The sequence below is a fragment of the Cupriavidus cauae genome (assembly GCF_026210475.1).
Classification (GTDB): domain Bacteria; phylum Pseudomonadota; class Gammaproteobacteria; order Burkholderiales; family Burkholderiaceae; genus Cupriavidus; species Cupriavidus cauae.
Map to the genome: position 1 here is coordinate 1276810 of NZ_CP080293.1, position 14722 is coordinate 1291531.

General features: G+C 68.0%; 10 protein-coding genes. 4 read left to right on the forward strand and 6 right to left on the reverse strand.

Annotated features, from left to right (window positions below; genetic code table 11):
• Window positions 1-24: 24 nt before the first annotated feature.
• The 5 genes from KZ686_RS05760 to KZ686_RS05780 all read right to left on the reverse strand — a co-directional run bounded on the left by KZ686_RS05760 (window position 25) and on the right by KZ686_RS05780 (window position 4972).
• A complete protein-coding gene (locus tag KZ686_RS05760) occupies window positions 25-1503 on the reverse strand; it encodes an RNA polymerase factor sigma-54 (RefSeq protein ID WP_150084715.1) in 1479 nt (492 codons plus the stop codon).
• Between the two features lie 177 nt (window positions 1504-1680).
• The gene (gene lptB, locus KZ686_RS05765) at window positions 1681-2505 is read right to left on the reverse strand and encodes an LPS export ABC transporter ATP-binding protein (RefSeq protein WP_149320117.1); all 825 of its coding nucleotides are present in this window, start codon (window positions 2503-2505) and stop codon (window positions 1681-1683) included.
• 99 nt (window positions 2506-2604) lie between these two features.
• On the reverse strand, window positions 2605-3234 hold the full coding sequence (lptA, locus tag KZ686_RS05770; RefSeq protein ID WP_149320118.1) for a lipopolysaccharide transport periplasmic protein LptA: 630 nt from the start codon (window positions 3232-3234) through the stop codon (window positions 2605-2607).
• Between the two features lie 116 nt (window positions 3235-3350).
• Window positions 3351-3980 (reverse strand): LPS export ABC transporter periplasmic protein LptC, encoded by a 630-nt coding sequence (gene lptC, locus KZ686_RS05775; protein ID WP_149320119.1) that lies wholly within the window; start codon window positions 3978-3980, stop codon window positions 3351-3353.
• 8 nt (window positions 3981-3988) lie between these two features.
• Window positions 3989-4972 carry a KpsF/GutQ family sugar-phosphate isomerase gene (locus KZ686_RS05780; RefSeq protein WP_149320120.1) on the reverse strand — a complete coding sequence of 328 codons (984 nt, stop codon included), beginning with the start codon at window positions 4970-4972 and terminating at the stop codon, window positions 3989-3991.
• 276 nt (window positions 4973-5248) lie between these two features.
• Here KZ686_RS05780 and KZ686_RS05785 point away from each other — a divergent pair, with 276 nt between their 5' ends.
• The 3 genes from KZ686_RS05785 to KZ686_RS05795 all read left to right on the forward strand — a co-directional run bounded on the left by KZ686_RS05785 (window position 5249) and on the right by KZ686_RS05795 (window position 9917).
• A complete protein-coding gene (locus KZ686_RS05785; RefSeq protein ID WP_226108588.1) occupies window positions 5249-7228 on the forward strand; it encodes a monovalent cation:proton antiporter family protein in 1980 nt (659 codons plus the stop codon).
• Window positions 7229-7410: 182 nt separating this feature from the next.
• The gene (locus KZ686_RS05790; protein WP_149320122.1) at window positions 7411-7983 is read left to right on the forward strand and encodes an adenine phosphoribosyltransferase; all 573 of its coding nucleotides are present in this window, start codon (window positions 7411-7413) and stop codon (window positions 7981-7983) included.
• Window positions 7984-8153: 170 nt separating this feature from the next.
• Window positions 8154-9917: a Na/Pi cotransporter family protein gene (locus KZ686_RS05795; protein WP_150084692.1), complete on the forward strand. Its 1764-nt coding sequence runs from the start codon at window positions 8154-8156 to the stop codon at window positions 9915-9917.
• Here KZ686_RS05795 and uvrA read toward each other — a convergent pair.
• A complete protein-coding gene (uvrA, locus tag KZ686_RS05800) occupies window positions 9904-12825 on the reverse strand; it encodes an excinuclease ABC subunit UvrA (RefSeq protein ID WP_265633212.1) in 2922 nt (973 codons plus the stop codon). The genes KZ686_RS05795 and uvrA overlap by 14 nt on opposite strands.
• 534 nt (window positions 12826-13359) lie before the next feature.
• On the opposite strand from uvrA, the gene KZ686_RS05805 reads away from it, so the two are divergent.
• The gene (locus KZ686_RS05805; protein WP_149320125.1) at window positions 13360-14637 is read left to right on the forward strand and encodes an MFS transporter; all 1278 of its coding nucleotides are present in this window, start codon (window positions 13360-13362) and stop codon (window positions 14635-14637) included.
• Window positions 14638-14722: the final 85 nt, after the last annotated feature.

The following is a 14722-nucleotide window of genomic DNA, read 5'->3' on the forward strand; positions in this document are numbered from 1 at the left end:
CACCAGGCAGGCGATGCGACTCGGCTACAAAGACTTGCGAAGGTTCACGGCGGGGATCTTCAAGGCTTCACGGTATTTGGCGACGGTACGTCGCGCCACGACGAAGCCTTGTTCCCCCAGCAGTTCGGCAATCCGGCTGTCGGACAACGGGTTTCTGGGGTCTTCGGCTCCTATCAACTGCTTGATCAGCGCACGGATTGCGGTGGAAGAGGCGGCACCGCCGGTTTCGGTCGATACATGGCTGCCAAAGAAATATTTCAGCTCGAATGTCCCCATCGGGGTGGCCATGTACTTATTGGTAGTCACACGAGAAATGGTCGACTCGTGTAGACCCAGTGTATCGGCTATCTCCCTCAAAACCAAGGGGCGCATCGCAATTTCACCGTGCGTGAAGAAATTCTTTTGCCGCTCCACGATGGCTTGTGCGACGCGCAAAATGGTGTCGAAACGCTGCTGGATATTCTTGATGAGCCAGCGCGCCTCCTGCAGTTTCTGCTGCAATCCCGCGGCGCCGGTATCGCCTTTTGCACCGCGCAAGATTTGCGCATACATGTCGTTGATGCGCAGCCGCGGCATCACATCGGGATTGAGCTGGGCGATCCAGTTATGGCCGCTCTTGCGCACGAACACGTCGGGCACGACGAAATCCGCTTCCGGCCGGCTGTAGGCGTGGCCGGGATAGGGCGCGAGCGAGCGGATCAGCTCGTGCGCGGCCTTCAGCTGCATGTCGTCGACCTGCAGCGCCTTCTTCAGGCGGGTGTAATCGCGCGCGGCCAGCAGTTCGAGGTGATGGCGCACGATCGTCATCGCCAGCTCGCGCTGCGGATGTTCGATGCGGCGCAGTTGCAGCGACAGGCATTCGGCCGCGTTGCGCGCCCCGACCCCGGGCGGGTCGAAGCTTTGCAGCAGCGTCAGCATCGCATGCACTTCGTCGAGCTCGAATTCGAGCTCTTCAGGCAATTCGGAAAGGATTTCCTCGAGCGAGGCGCTCAGGTAGCCGTCGTCGTCGAGCGATTCGATCAGGAAAATCGCCAGGCCCTTGTCGCGCGTGGAGATTTTCAGCGGCGCCAATTGCTCCATCAGATATTCGCGCAGCGTGGGCTCGGCATCGCGCAATTGCAGCGGCGTTTTCTCGTCCTCGTCGCTTTGCGGACGGCGGGCGAAATCGTCCAGGCTCCAGTCGCCGCCATAATCGTCGCCCGCGCCGTCGGCATAGCCGTCGTCGGCGGACGCGGCGCCATCCGCGCGCGAATCGGCGGGGGCCGTCGGCTCGGAAGACGGGGTCGTGGTGGTGGTCTGGACATTGACCGACCCGTCGGCGGCGACCCGCAGCGGGCTTTCGATCCAGTCGTTTTCGCGTTCGAGCAGGGGATTCTCGGTCAGCGCCTGCTCGACTTCCTGTTGCAGTTCCAGCGTGGAGAGCTGCAACAGCCGGATCGACTGCTGCAGCTGCGGCGTCAGGGCCAGATGCTGGGAGAGGCGTAGCTGTAGCGACGGTTTCATGCGGCCTATTTTATGCGCAACTTCGGCCGCGATGGAACGGAATTTGCTATCGGAAGTTTCGATTGCGTGGTCAGAAGCGATTGCCTGATGGATCACCAGGGAAGGAACGGTACATGAACCGCGCACGAACGAAAACGGCCGCCCTCTGTACGAGGGCGGCCGCGCGCCAAACCGCCATTACATGCGGAAGTTTTCGCCCAGATAGACGCGCCGCACCGATTCATTGGCGATGATGTCCTTGGGCTCGCCGGCCGCGAGCACCGCGCCTTCGCTGATGATGTACGCGTGGTCGCAGATGCCCAGCGTCTCGCGCACGTTGTGGTCGGTGATCAGCACGCCGATATTGCGTGCCTTCAGGAAGCTGACGATGCGCTGGATCTCGCCGACCGCGATCGGATCGACGCCGGCGAACGGCTCGTCGAGCAGGATGAAGCGCGGCGCCGAGGCAAGCGCCCGTGCGATCTCGACGCGGCGGCGCTCGCCGCCCGACAGCGACAGCGCGGGGTTGTTGCGCAGGTGCGCGATCTGCAGATCGTCGAGCAGGCTGTCCAGCCGCCGCTCGATCTCGGCGCCGGACAGCGCCTTGCCGTTGTCTCGCTGCAGTTCCAGCACCGCGCGGATGTTCTGCTCGACATTGAGCTTGCGGAACACCGACGCTTCCTGCGGCAGGTACGACAGGCCCATGCGCGCGCGCTCGTGGATCGGCAGGCCGCTGATGTGCTGGCCGTCGAGCACGATGTCGCCTTCGTCGAGCGCGACCAGGCCCACGATCATGTAGAACGAGGTGGTCTTGCCCGCGCCATTGGGGCCGAGCAGGCCGACGACCTCGCCGCTCTTGACGTCCAGCGACACGTCCTTGACCACGGTGCGCGAGCCGTAGCGCTTCTTCAGATGACGCACCACCAGGTTGCTGGTGGCCGGCATCGTGCCCGCGCCGGCACCGGCTGCGGTGTTGGCGTTGGCGGCGGGAGCGGTGGCGGTAGCGGTGTCGGCAACGGACATGTGGGCAATCCTTTGATACTGCGTCATGCGAAGCGGGCGTGGCGAAGCGTACGTGGCGGAGCGTGCGCGGCGTGCGGGTACGTCAGGCCCGGGAAGCGATCAGGGCTTGGCCGTCGGCGAGCCTTTCAGGTCCACGCCGGCGCCACTGCCGCCGGTCCCCTGGCTCTGGCGCGGCGACAGCACGGCGCGTACGCGGCCGGACGGGTTCGCCGGCGCCGCGTTGCCGCTGCCACCGGCCGCGGTGTAGAACTCGTTGCGGCTGTCGTAGGTCAGCACCGCGCCGCGGATCTCGTCGACCACCTTGGCGCCCGCCAGCCGCGCCATGCGCGCATTGCCGATCAGCTTGGCCACTTCCTGCTTGCCGTCGTATTCGATGCGGTCGCCCCAGCCGTCGATGTACTCGTCGACGTTGTCGCGCTTCTGCCGGATATAGGCCTGCTTGCCGCCCTTGGACGTGGCCACCGCGTACTGGTAGCCCTCGGGATCGGTGCGGACCTCGGCGGCATCGGACTTGAGCACCATGGTCCCCTTGGTCAGCACCACGTTGCCGGTCAGCGTATAGATCTGCTTGACGTCGTCGTAGCTGGCGTTGTCGGCCTCGAGCACCAGCGGCTTGTCGCGGTCGGCGCGTTCGGCGAGCGCCGGCAGGGCGAGCGTCATGCCGGCGGCGAAGGCGAGCAGCACGGCGGTGGCGCGGCGGCGGGTCCAGGTCGTCAGGGTCAGGGTCATGTTGGCCACGATGGCGTTGATTGGCGTTGTCCGGGAATCGTCCAGACGGGGCGGGTGGCCCGGACTGGCGCGGAGATCGTTCGAATGGTGCGCGCCTGGCGCGGGGGCGCGATGCGTCATGGCTGTTTCGCGCCGCCGCCGCGCGGCGCCATCACGATGGTGCCGCGCACATTGCCGAGCAGATTGACCTCGCGCGTGACATTGTTGAAGACCAGGCCGTTGGCCGTCATCACCGACGGTCCGCGGGTCAGCTTGACCGGCTTGTCGGTCTTCACGATGTCGTCGTTGATCAGGATCTGGAAGTAGCTCGAGGTCGCGCTCATCTGCGGGTCCTGCGATGGATCGGCGCCCTGCACGCGAACGATATGGGCGTTGCCGAACAGGTCGATCACGCTGGCGTCGGCGTTCATCTTGCCCAGGTCCGCGGTACCGGTCACCGGCGGCCGGTCCGGTTCGTAGGCGCGCATCGCCGGCCGCGTGACCTCGTAGGTCTGGTCGTCCTCGTAATGGATCATCCGCTCGCCGGTGAAGCGCATCTTGGTGCTGCCGTCCTCGGCCAGTTCGGTCGCGGTGAAGCGCTCCATCCAGTAGTCGGGCACATGGCGCTTCTGGCGTTCGGTATCGCTGACCTGGCGCGGCGTGTTGATCTGCACCAGCCAGAACGTACTGCCGGCAACGAGCGCCATCAGCAGCAGCGGCATCAGCCGCAGCGCGAGGCGGGACAGGGAAGGGAACAGATCCCGCATGGCGTTCGTCAGATGACCTTGGCCCGGGTCAGGTCATGGATATGCAGCGCGCCCACCAGGCGCTGGTCGGCGTCGACCACCAGCAGCTGGTTGATGCGGTTTGCTTCCATGACCTGCACCGCCTCGACCGCGAGCTGGTCCGGCCCGACGGTGAAGGGGTTGGCATGCATGACCTCGCCGATCGGCACGGTCTTCCAGTCGCGCGGCGTTTCCAGCAGCCGGCGCAGGTCGCCGTCGGTGAAGACGCCGATCGCGCGGCCCTCGGCATCGACGATGGCGGTCATGGCCATGCCCTTGCGGGTGATCTCCATCAGGGCCTGTGCCAGCGGCGTGCTTTCGCGGACTTCGGGCACCGCATTGCCTGTGCGCATCACGTCCCGCACATGGGTCAGCAGCTTGCGGCCGAGCGCACCGCCGGGGTGCGAGCGGGCGAAGTCCTCTTCGCCGAAACCGCGCGCGTCGAGCACCGCCACCGCCAGCGCGTCGCCCAGCGCCAGCGCCGCCGTCGTGCTGGCGGTCGGGGCGAGATTCAGCGGGCAGGCTTCCTTCTCGACGCGGGCGTCCAGATGCGCGTCGGCCAGCTGCGCCAGGTTCGATTCGACATTGCCGGTCACCGAGATCAGCTTGGCGCCGATGCGCTTGACGATCGGCACGATCGACAGCAGCTCGGATGTTTCGCCCGAATTGGAGAAGGCGATCAGCACGTCGTCGCGCGTGACCATGCCGAGGTCGCCATGCGAGGCCTCGGCGGGATGGACGAAGAAGGCGGGCGTGCCGGTCGAGGCCAGCGTGGCCGCGACCTTGCGGCCGATATGGCCGGACTTGCCGATGCCGGAAACGACCACGCGGCCCGAGCACTCCAGCACCAGCTGCACCGCCCGCGCGAAGTCCGGCGTCAGCCGCGACGACAACGCGGCGACCGCATCGGCTTCGATCTGCAGGGTATGGCGTGCGAGCTCGAGTGCTCTTTCCGCATTGAAATTGGCTATCATGGCGACGAAGTATACCAATGAATGCGATGACGCCCGGGCCGGTCGCGGCGCGTCCGGCCCGGCGTCTGCCTCCGCGTCCGGGTTCGGTCTGCGCCGGCTGGCCGCCCCCGGCAACATGCCGCCGTGCCGGGCAGGCCGTTCCTGGTCCACCGCTTGCTTTACCGCCGGCGCAACCGCTGCACTGCTGCACCGCTATTCGGACCACAGCTCGCACCACAACCAGTACCGCACGAGCACCGCTCGCACCACCGCTCGCACCACCACCGGCCCGCCCGAATGCATTCTCCGCTGGACTTGACCCTTGTGCTGCTGGCCGCCGCCGTGCTCGGCGTGGTTGCTTTCCGCATGCTGCAGCTGCCGCCGATGCTCGGCTATCTGGCGGTCGGCATCCTGATCGGACCGCACGCGCTTGGCCTGGCCAGCGATTCGGGGCAAACCAAGTACCTGGCCGAGTTCGGCGTGGTCTTTTTGATGTTCTCGATCGGGCTGGAGTTCAATCTGGCCAAGCTGCGCTCGATGCGGCGGCTGGTGTTCGGCCTGGGCGGCAGCCAGGTGGTGCTGACCATGCTGGCGGTGGCGCCGGTCGGCTGGCTGTTCAGCGCGGTGTTCGACCTGAGCTGGCAGGCCTCGATCGCGCTGGGCGGCGCGCTGGCGATGTCGTCGACCGCGATCGTCTCCAAGATGCTGTCCGAACGGCTGGAGCTGGAGACCGAGCACGGCCGCAACATCTTCAGCGTGCTGCTGTTCCAGGATCTGGCGGTGGTGCCGCTCTTGATCGTGATTCCCGCGCTGTCGCGCGACCCCGGCGAGCTGCCGATGGCGCTGGGCCTGGCCATCATCAAGATCGTGGTGGCGCTGACGCTGATCTTCGTGCTCGGCAAGGAAGTGGTCAGCCGCTGGTTCCATGTGGTGGCCGCCCGCCGCTCGCAGGAACTGTTCATGCTGAACCTGCTGCTGGTCACGCTGGGCATGGCGGCGCTGACCGAGCGGCTGGGGCTGTCGATGGCGCTCGGCGCCTTCATGGCCGGCATGCTGATCGCGGAAACGCCGTACCGGCATCAGGTCGAGGAGGACATCAAGCCGTTCCGCGACGTGCTGCTCGGGCTGTTCTTCGTCACCATCGGCATGCTGCTCAATGTCCGCGTGGTGATCGACAACCTGTGGCTGGTGCTGACGCTGCTGATCGTGCCGGTGCTGTTCAAGTTTCTGCTGATCGCGGGCCTGGCGCGGCTGTTCGGCTCGCGTCCCGGGGTGGCGATCCGCACCGGCCTGGGGCTGGCGCAGGCCGGCGAGTTCGGCTTCGTGCTGCTGAACCAGATCGACGGGCTGGGCCTGGTCGATCCGGTGCTGACGCAGGTGATTCTCGCGTCGATGCTGCTGTCGATGCTGGTGGCGCCGTTCCTGATCCAGTACAGCGACGCGATCGCGATGCGCTTTGCCGCGAACGAATGGCTGCTGCAATCGCTGAACATGACGCGCATCGCGGCGCAGAGCCTGCAGACCGAGAAGCACGCAATCATTTGCGGCTACGGCCGCAGCGGCCAGAACCTGGCGCGCATGCTCGAGCGCGAGGGCATCGGCTATGTCGCGCTGGACCTGGACCCTGACCGCGTGCGCGAGGCCGCCGCGGCCGGCGATACGGTGGTCTACGGCGATGCCGGCCGGCGCGAGGCGCTGATCGCCGCCGGCATCCACCGCGCCGCGGCGGTGATCATCACCTATGCCAACACGCCGTCGGCGCTGAAGGTCCTGCACCATGTGCACGAACTCGAGCCGGCCCTGCCGGTGATCGTGCGCACGGTCGACGATTCGGAGCTGGAGGCGCTGCAGCGCGCCGGCGCCACCGAGGTCGTGCCCGAGATCATCGAGGGCAGCCTGATGCTGGCCTCGCATGCGCTGGTGCTGCTGGGCGTGCCGATGCGGCGCGTGGTGCGCGGCGTGCAGCAGGCGCGCGATGCGCGCTACAGCCTGCTGCGCGGCTACTTCCACGGCCGCGACGACGAGGAGGACATGATCGAGCGCGACTCGGTGCGTCTGCATTCGCTGTCGCTGGGCCCGGACGCCACCGCGGTCGGCCGGCGCCTGGGCACGCTGGGGCTCGAGCATATCGGCGTCGAGGTCACCGCCGTGCGGCGGCGCGGCATCCGCGCCTTCGATCCGCAGCCCGATACCGTGCTCGAGCCCGGCGACATCCTGGTGCTGCGCGGCACGCCCGAGGCGCTCGAGGCGGCCGAGCAGCGCCTGACCGAACGCTGACGGAGCACGCCCCCTCTCCGCGGCCCCCACGCGCAAGTGGGAGCGGGGCGAAATAGACAGCAAGCACAGCGACGGACGCAAACCGATCTCCTCTCCCACCGCGGGAGAGGGGTAGGGGACAGGAAGCCGTTATCCTAGATGGCTGGCGCTTCAGCCACCCCTTTCATCCGCAGTTTCAGACCATGCCCGCTCCCACCATCCAGTCCCCGCCCCTGGGCGACGTCACCACCTATCTGCGCGACCGCATCCGCACCGTGCCCGACTGGCCGCAGCCCGGCGTGATGTTCCGCGACATCACGCCGCTGCTGCAGGACCCGAAGACGCTGCGCGTGCTGATCGACGTGTTCGTGCACCGCTACATGGATGCCGGCCTCGACGTGGTGGCCGGTATCGACGCGCGCGGCTTCATCCTCGGCGCGATCGTCGCCTACGAGCTGAACCTGGGCTTCGTGCCAATCCGCAAGAAGGGCAAGCTGCCGTTCCAGACCGTGGCCGAGGAATACGAGCTCGAATACGGCAGCGCCACCGTCGAGATCCACGCCGATGCCTGCAAGCCGGGCGACCGCGTGCTGCTGGTGGACGACCTGATCGCCACCGGCGGCACCATGATGGCCGGACGCCGGTTGCTGGAGCGGCTCGGCGCGACCGTAGTGGAGGGCGCGGCGATCGTCGACCTGCCGGAGCTTGGCGGCTCGCGCCATCTGCTCGACAGCGGGCTGCCGCTGTTTACCGTGTGCCGATTCGAAGGCCACTGAACCGCAAAGTCGCAACGCCGCAGCGCCGCGAAGCGTTGCAAAGCCCACCATCGCTGGCGCCCCGCGTTGCCCTTGCCCGCGGCGCGGGCGCATAATGGCCGTTCATTCACAACAAGGGCCGGGCGGCCCCTGCCTCTGACCGCCGCACCGGCCGCAATGGGTGCCACACCATGGGCGTTCTGCTTCATCTGCTCTCCGGGGTCGCGCTGCTGGTCTGGGGCACGAATATCGTCAAGGTCGGCATTCTGCGCGTCTACGGCGCGAATCTGCGCCACGTGCTCTCGGCCAGCGTTGCCAATCGCTTCACCGCCTTTGCCGCCGGCCTCGGCGTGACCGGCCTGGTGCAAAGCAGCAATGCGACCGCCGTCATCGTCAGTTCCTTCGTCAGCCAGGGCCTGATCGCGGTCGCCCCCGCGCTGGCCATCATGCTTGGCGCCAACGTCGGCACCGCGCTGATGGTGCAGGTGTTCTCGCTGGACCTGTCGTGGCTGTCGCCGCTGCTGATCTTCGTCGGCGTGATCGCGCATCTGAGCTGGAAGGGCAGCCGGCCCGGCCACGTCGGCCGCGTGCTGATCGGCCTGGGGCTGATCACGCTGGCGCTGGAGCTGATCTCCAATGCGACCCGTCCGGTGGTCGAGGCCGCCGGCGTCAAGGTGCTGTTCGCCAGCCTGACCGGCGATACCGCGCTCGACATGCTGGTCGGCGCCTTCCTGACCGTGCTGTCCTATTCGAGCCTCGCGGTGGTGCTGTTCTGCGGCGCGCTGGCCTCGGCCGGCGTGGTGTCGATCCCCGTCGCGCTGGCGCTGGTGCTGGGCGCCAACCTCGGCTCGGGCATCTCGGCGTTCCTGACCACCTCCGGCAACAACCAGCCCGGCAAGCGGGTGACGCTGGGCAATCTGCTGTCGCGCCTGCTCGGCTGCGTGGTGGCGCTGCCGCTGCTGGACGAAGCCCAGACGCTGTTGCGCGCGCTCGATGCGGACCCGCAGCGGCTGATCGTCAATTTCCACCTGCTGTTCAACGTGGTGCTGGCGGTCGCGCTGATCGGCCTGACCGCGCCGCTGGCGCGGCTGTGCGAAACCATCCTGCCGGGCCGCAACACCGGCGAGAGCCAGGTCACGCCGCGCCATCTCGACCCGGCCGCGCTGTCCACGCCGACGCTGGCGCTGGCCAACGCGGCGCGCGAGGTGCTGCGCATCGGCGACCGCGTCGAGCAGATGCTGGACAACATGCTGCGCGTGCTGCGGACCAACGATGCCAAGCTGGCCGCCGCCACCTGCCGCATCGACGACGAGATCGACGATCTCTACACCGCGATCAAGCTGTACCTGACGCGCATCAGCGTCGAGGCGCTCGACGAGCGCGACGGCCGCCGCTGGACCGAAATCATCTCGCTCAATATCAACCTGGAGCATGCGGCGGACATCATCGAGCGGATCCTGCTCGACGCGCGCGACAAGAAGATCGCGCACAACCTAGTGTTCTCCGAGGCCGGCATGCAGGAGATCACCGAGATGCACGCCCGGCTGATCAGCAATCTGCGGCTGGGGCTGTCGGTGTTCCTGAACGGCGACCTGAAGAGCGCGCGGCAGCTGATGCGCGAGAAGGCGACCTTCCGCGAGCTGGAGCGCAAGTATTCGCATACCCACCTGCGCCGCGTGGCCACGCAGACCATCGAGAGCATCGACACCAGCTCGCTGCACCTGGACGTGATCAGCGACCTGAAGCGCCTGAACTCGCTGTTCTGCGCCACCGCCTATCCGGTGCTGGAGGAAGCCGGCGCCCTCGATCGCAGCCGGATGCGGGAAGAGGACGGCCAGCCGCAGGAGGAGGGCATCCCTGCGCCCGCGGCCGCCGGCGGCACGCCTGCCCCGGCGCGCGCACCGATGGTGCCCGCCGACGAGGGCAGGGCGCCGCCGCGCGTCAGCGGCGCCTGACCCGCGCCGGGGCCCGTGCCGCGGCCTGCGCTGCGGCCGCTTCCACGGGCCGCTTCAGCAGCGGCGCCAGATACTTCCCGGTAAAGCTCGCCTTGCTGGCGGCGATGTCCTCCGGCGTGCCCCGCGCGATGATCTGCCCGCCCCCGGCGCCGCCCTCGGGGCCGAGGTCCAGCACCCAGTCCGCGGTCTTGATCACATCGAGGTTGTGTTCGATGATGACCACGGTATTGCCCTGGTCGCGCAGCTTGTGGATGACCTTGAGCAGCAGCGCGATATCGTGGAAGTGCAGGCCGGTGGTGGGCTCGTCGAGGATGTACAGCGTGCGGCCGGTATCGCGCTTGGACAGCTCCAGCGACAGCTTGACGCGCTGCGCCTCGCCCCCCGACAGCGTGGTCGCCGCCTGCCCCAGGCGGATATAGCCCAGCCCCACGTCGAGCAGCGTCTGCAGCTTGCGCCGGACCACCGGCACCGCGCTGAAGAACTCGTAGGCCTGCTCGACCGTCAGCTCCAGCACCTCCGAGATGTTCTTGCCCTTGTACAGCACCTCCAGCGTCTCGCGGTTGTAGCGCTTGCCGTGGCAGACGTCGCAGGGCACGTAGACATCGGGCAGGAAGTGCATCTCCACCTTGAGCACGCCGTCGCCCTGGCAGGCCTCGCAGCGCCCGCCCTTGACGTTGAACGAGAAGCGGCCCGGATCGTAGCCGCGCTCCTTGGCCGACGGCACGCCGGCGAACAGCTCGCGGATCGGCGTGAACAGCCCCGTATAGGTGGCCGGATTCGAGCGCGGCGTGCGCCCGATCGGGCTCTGGTCGACGTTGATGACCTTGTCGAAGTGCTCCAGCCCGTCGATGCGGTCGTGCGGGGCCGGCTCCGGCGTCGAGCCGTACAGATGGCGCGCCACCGCCGGATACAGCGTGTCGTTGATCAGCGTCGACTTGCCCGAGCCCGACACGCCCGTCACGCAGGTCAGCAGGCCGACCGGAATCTCGGCATTGACCTGCTTCAGGTTGTTGCCGCTGGCGTTCAGGATGCGCAGCATCCGTTCCGGGTCCGGCGGCGTGCGCGTGGCCGGCACCTCGATGCTGAGCTCGCCCGACAGGTACTGCCCGGTCAGCGAGGCCGGCGAGGCCTCGATCTGCGGCGGCGTGCCCTCGGCGACGATCTGCCCGCCATGCACGCCCGCGCCGGGGCCGATGTCGACCACATAGTCGCTGGCGCGGATCATGTCCTCGTCGTGCTCGACCACCAGCACCGAATTGCCGATGTCGCGCAGATGCTTGAGCGTGCCGATCAGCCGGTCGTTGTCGCGCTGGTGCAGCCCGATCGACGGTTCGTCCAGCACGTACATCACGCCGGTCAGGCCCGAGCCGATCTGCGAGGCCAGCCGGATGCGCTGGGCCTCGCCGCCCGACAGCGTGTCGGCGCTGCGCTCCAGCGACAGATAGTCGAGCCCGACGTTGTTCAGGAAGTTCAGCCGCGCCGAGATCTCGCGCACGATCTTGTCGGCGATCTCGCGCTTGGCGCCCTGCAGCTGCAGCGTCAGGAACCAGGTCAGCGCGTCGCGCAGCGGCCAGCCGCTGATCTCGTAGATCGCGCGCGCCTGTTCGCCGTCGCCGACCTTGACGTGGCGCGCTTCGGTGCGCAGCCGCGTGCCATGGCAGGCGGGGCAGGGCTGGTTGTTCTGGTACTTGGCCAGCTCCTCGCGCACCGCCACGGAATCGGTCTCGCGATAGCGGCGCTCCAGATTGGGGATGATCCCCTCGAACACATGCGAGCGCGTCGTGGTGCGGCCGCGTTCGTTCATGTAGGTAAACGGGATCTCGGTCTCGCCCGAGCCATGCAGCACCACCTGCTGCACCTCGGCCGGCAGGTCCTCGAAGGCGGTGTCCAGGTCGAAGTCGTAGAACGCCGCCAGGCTCTGCAGCATCTGGAAATAGAACTGGTTGCGGCGGTCCCAGCCCTTGATCGCGCCCGAGGCCAGCGACAGGTTCGGGAAGGCCACCACCCGCTTCGGATCGAAGAAGGTGATCTGGCCCAGGCCGTCGCAGCTCGGGCAGGCGCCCATCGGGTTGTTGAACGAGAACAGCCGCGGCTCGAGCTCGGGCAGCGAGTACGAGCAGATCGGGCAGGCGAACTTCGAGCTGAACAGATGCTCGGCGCCGCTGTCCAGCTCGAGCGCGATGGCGCGGCCGTCCGCCAGCCGCAGCGCGGTCTCGAACGATTCGGCCAGGCGCTGCTTGATGTCGGCGCGCACCTTGACGCGGTCGACCACCACTTCGATGCTGTGCTTCTCGGTCTTCTTCAGCTTGGGCAGCGCATCGACCTCGTAGACCTTGGCCTGCGCCTCGTGCGCGGCCCCGCCGCCCGAACGGATGCGAAAGCGCACGAAGCCCTGCGCCTGCATCGTCTCGAACAGGTCGGTGTGCTCGCCCTTGCGGTCGGCCACCACCGGCGCCAGGATCATCAGCTTGGTGTCCTCCGGCAGCGCCAGCACCGCGTCGACCATCTGCGACACGCTCTGGGCCTGCAGCGGCAGGTCGTGGTTGGGGCAATACGGCGTGCCGGCGCGCGCGTACAGCAGACGCAGGTAGTCGTGGATCTCGGTGACGGTGCCGACCGTCGAGCGCGGGTTGTGGCTGGTGGCCTTCTGCTCGATCGAGATCGCCGGCGACAGGCCTTCGATCAGGTCGACGTCCGGCTTTTCCATCAGCTGCAGGAACTGGCGCGCATAGGCCGACAGCGACTCGACGTAGCGGCGCTGGCCTTCGGCATAGAGCGTGTCGAAGGCGAGCGAGGACTTGCCCGAGCCCGACAGGCCGGTGATCACGATCAGCTTGTTGCGCGGCAGATCGAGATTGATGTTCTTGAGATTGTGGGTGCGGGCCCCACGGATTCTGATTTCTTCCATATACCGTTTGTCTTCGCCAGGCGGGGCCGCCAGTCGGGGTCGACAGGCCGGTCTCACGGAGCGCCCGCGCCATGGCTGGCGGCAGGCGTACGCTCAAAGCAGGAAGCAGGCCGGGGCCTCGGCGCGGGCCGGCGGGGAAGGGGTGCCGGCGGCCGTCTTGGCGCGGCTTCGGCCGCGGCTTTTGCCTTTGCCTGCCGGCCTCTGCGGCGATCTGCCGCTGCCTCGGCCGCTGCCTGCCGCAACCTGTCCACCGCTGGCCGCCACGTCCGTGCCGCTGGCCGATTTTCCTCGCCAGCCCGGGCCACTTCCCGCCGATCCGGCGTCTGGCGCCGGGAGCAAACCTGCTAATATACCGAACTTCGGTTTCCGGGGTTGCCCCTGCCTCTGCCCCCTGCCGGCGAGGGGGCGCGGCTCCGGCGCCCGGCACGGTGGCCACGGTGGCGGTTCGCATGGCGCCCCGGCATGGCCGCGCACCGCGGCGCGGGGCCCGGCGCATGGCCGGCCACCCGTCTCCCCCGAGTCCCCACGAGCGCAATGCCGTCGACCCAGTCTTCTTCCCCAGCCGCGGCCGATGGTGCCGAACGAACAGCCGGCACGGTCTCCGCACGGATGAGCCGTATCGAACTGCGCGCCAGCGTGTCGCTGGCCAGCATCTTCGCGCTGCGCATGCTGGGCCTGTTCCTGATCCTGCCGGTCTTCGCCGAATACGCCCGTACGTTGCCCGATGGCCATGACGCCCAGCGCATCGGCCTGGCGATGGGCATCTACGGCCTGATGCAGGCCTTCCTGCATATCCCGCTCGGCTGGCTGTCCGACCGCATCGGCCGCAAGCCCGTGATGGTCGGGGGCCTGCTGCTGTTCGTCGCCGGCGGGCTGGTGGCGGCGTTCTCCGACACGCTGACCGGCATCATCGCCGGCCGCGCGCTGCAGGGCATGGGCGCGATCTCGGCCGCGATCACCGCCTGCATCGCCGACCTGACCAGCGAGCGCCATCGCACCAAGGCGATGGCGATGGTCGGCGGCAGCATCGGCCTGACCTTCGCGCTGTCGCTGGTGATTGCCTCGCCGCTGCTGCGCACCATCGGCATGCCGGGCATCTTCACGCTGATGTCGGTGCTCGGCCTGCTGGCGATCGCCGTCACGCTGTTCCTGGTGCCGACTCCGCCGCCGCCCCACCCGGACCAGCTGCCGCTGCACCGGGTATTGCCGAAGGTGCTGCTCAATCCCGATCTGGCCCGCATGAACGTCGGCGTGCTGGCGCTGCATGCCTCCCAGGTGGCGATGTTCATGGTGGTGCCGGGCATGCTGGCCGATGCCGGCATGCCGGTCGACTCGCACTGGAAGGTCTATCTGCCGGTCGTGCTGGTGTCGTTCCTGCTGATGCTGGCGCCGATGATGGCGGCCGAGCGCTACGGCCGGATCCGCCCGGTGCTGCTCGGCGCGGTCGCGCTGATGACGGCGGTGCAGCTGCTGTTCGCCGCGGTGCATGGCCTGTGGCCGATCGTCGGGGTGCTGCTGCTGTTTTTTGTCGCCTTCAACGTGCTGGAGGCGATGCAGCCCTCGCTGGTGTCGCGCTACGCGGCGGCCTCGCGCGGCGCCGCGCTCGGGGTCTACAACACCACCCAGGCGATCGGGCTGTTTCTCGGCGGCGCCGTCGGGGGCTGGCTGCTGCAGCACGCCGGCCGCAGCGCGGTCTTCCATGGCTGCGCGGCCGTGCTGGTGCTCTGGCTTATAATCGCCTGGGGCATGAAGCCGCCGCCCGCCAGGGTCCGCCACGGCGGCCCGGACAGCGAGCCGCAGCCGGCGCACTGACGCGGCGGCCTGCCGGGCACGACGTCTCCAGCGCGGTCCACGGCGGTCCACGGCAACGGCCGCATCACGCGGAAACGCTTTCCGG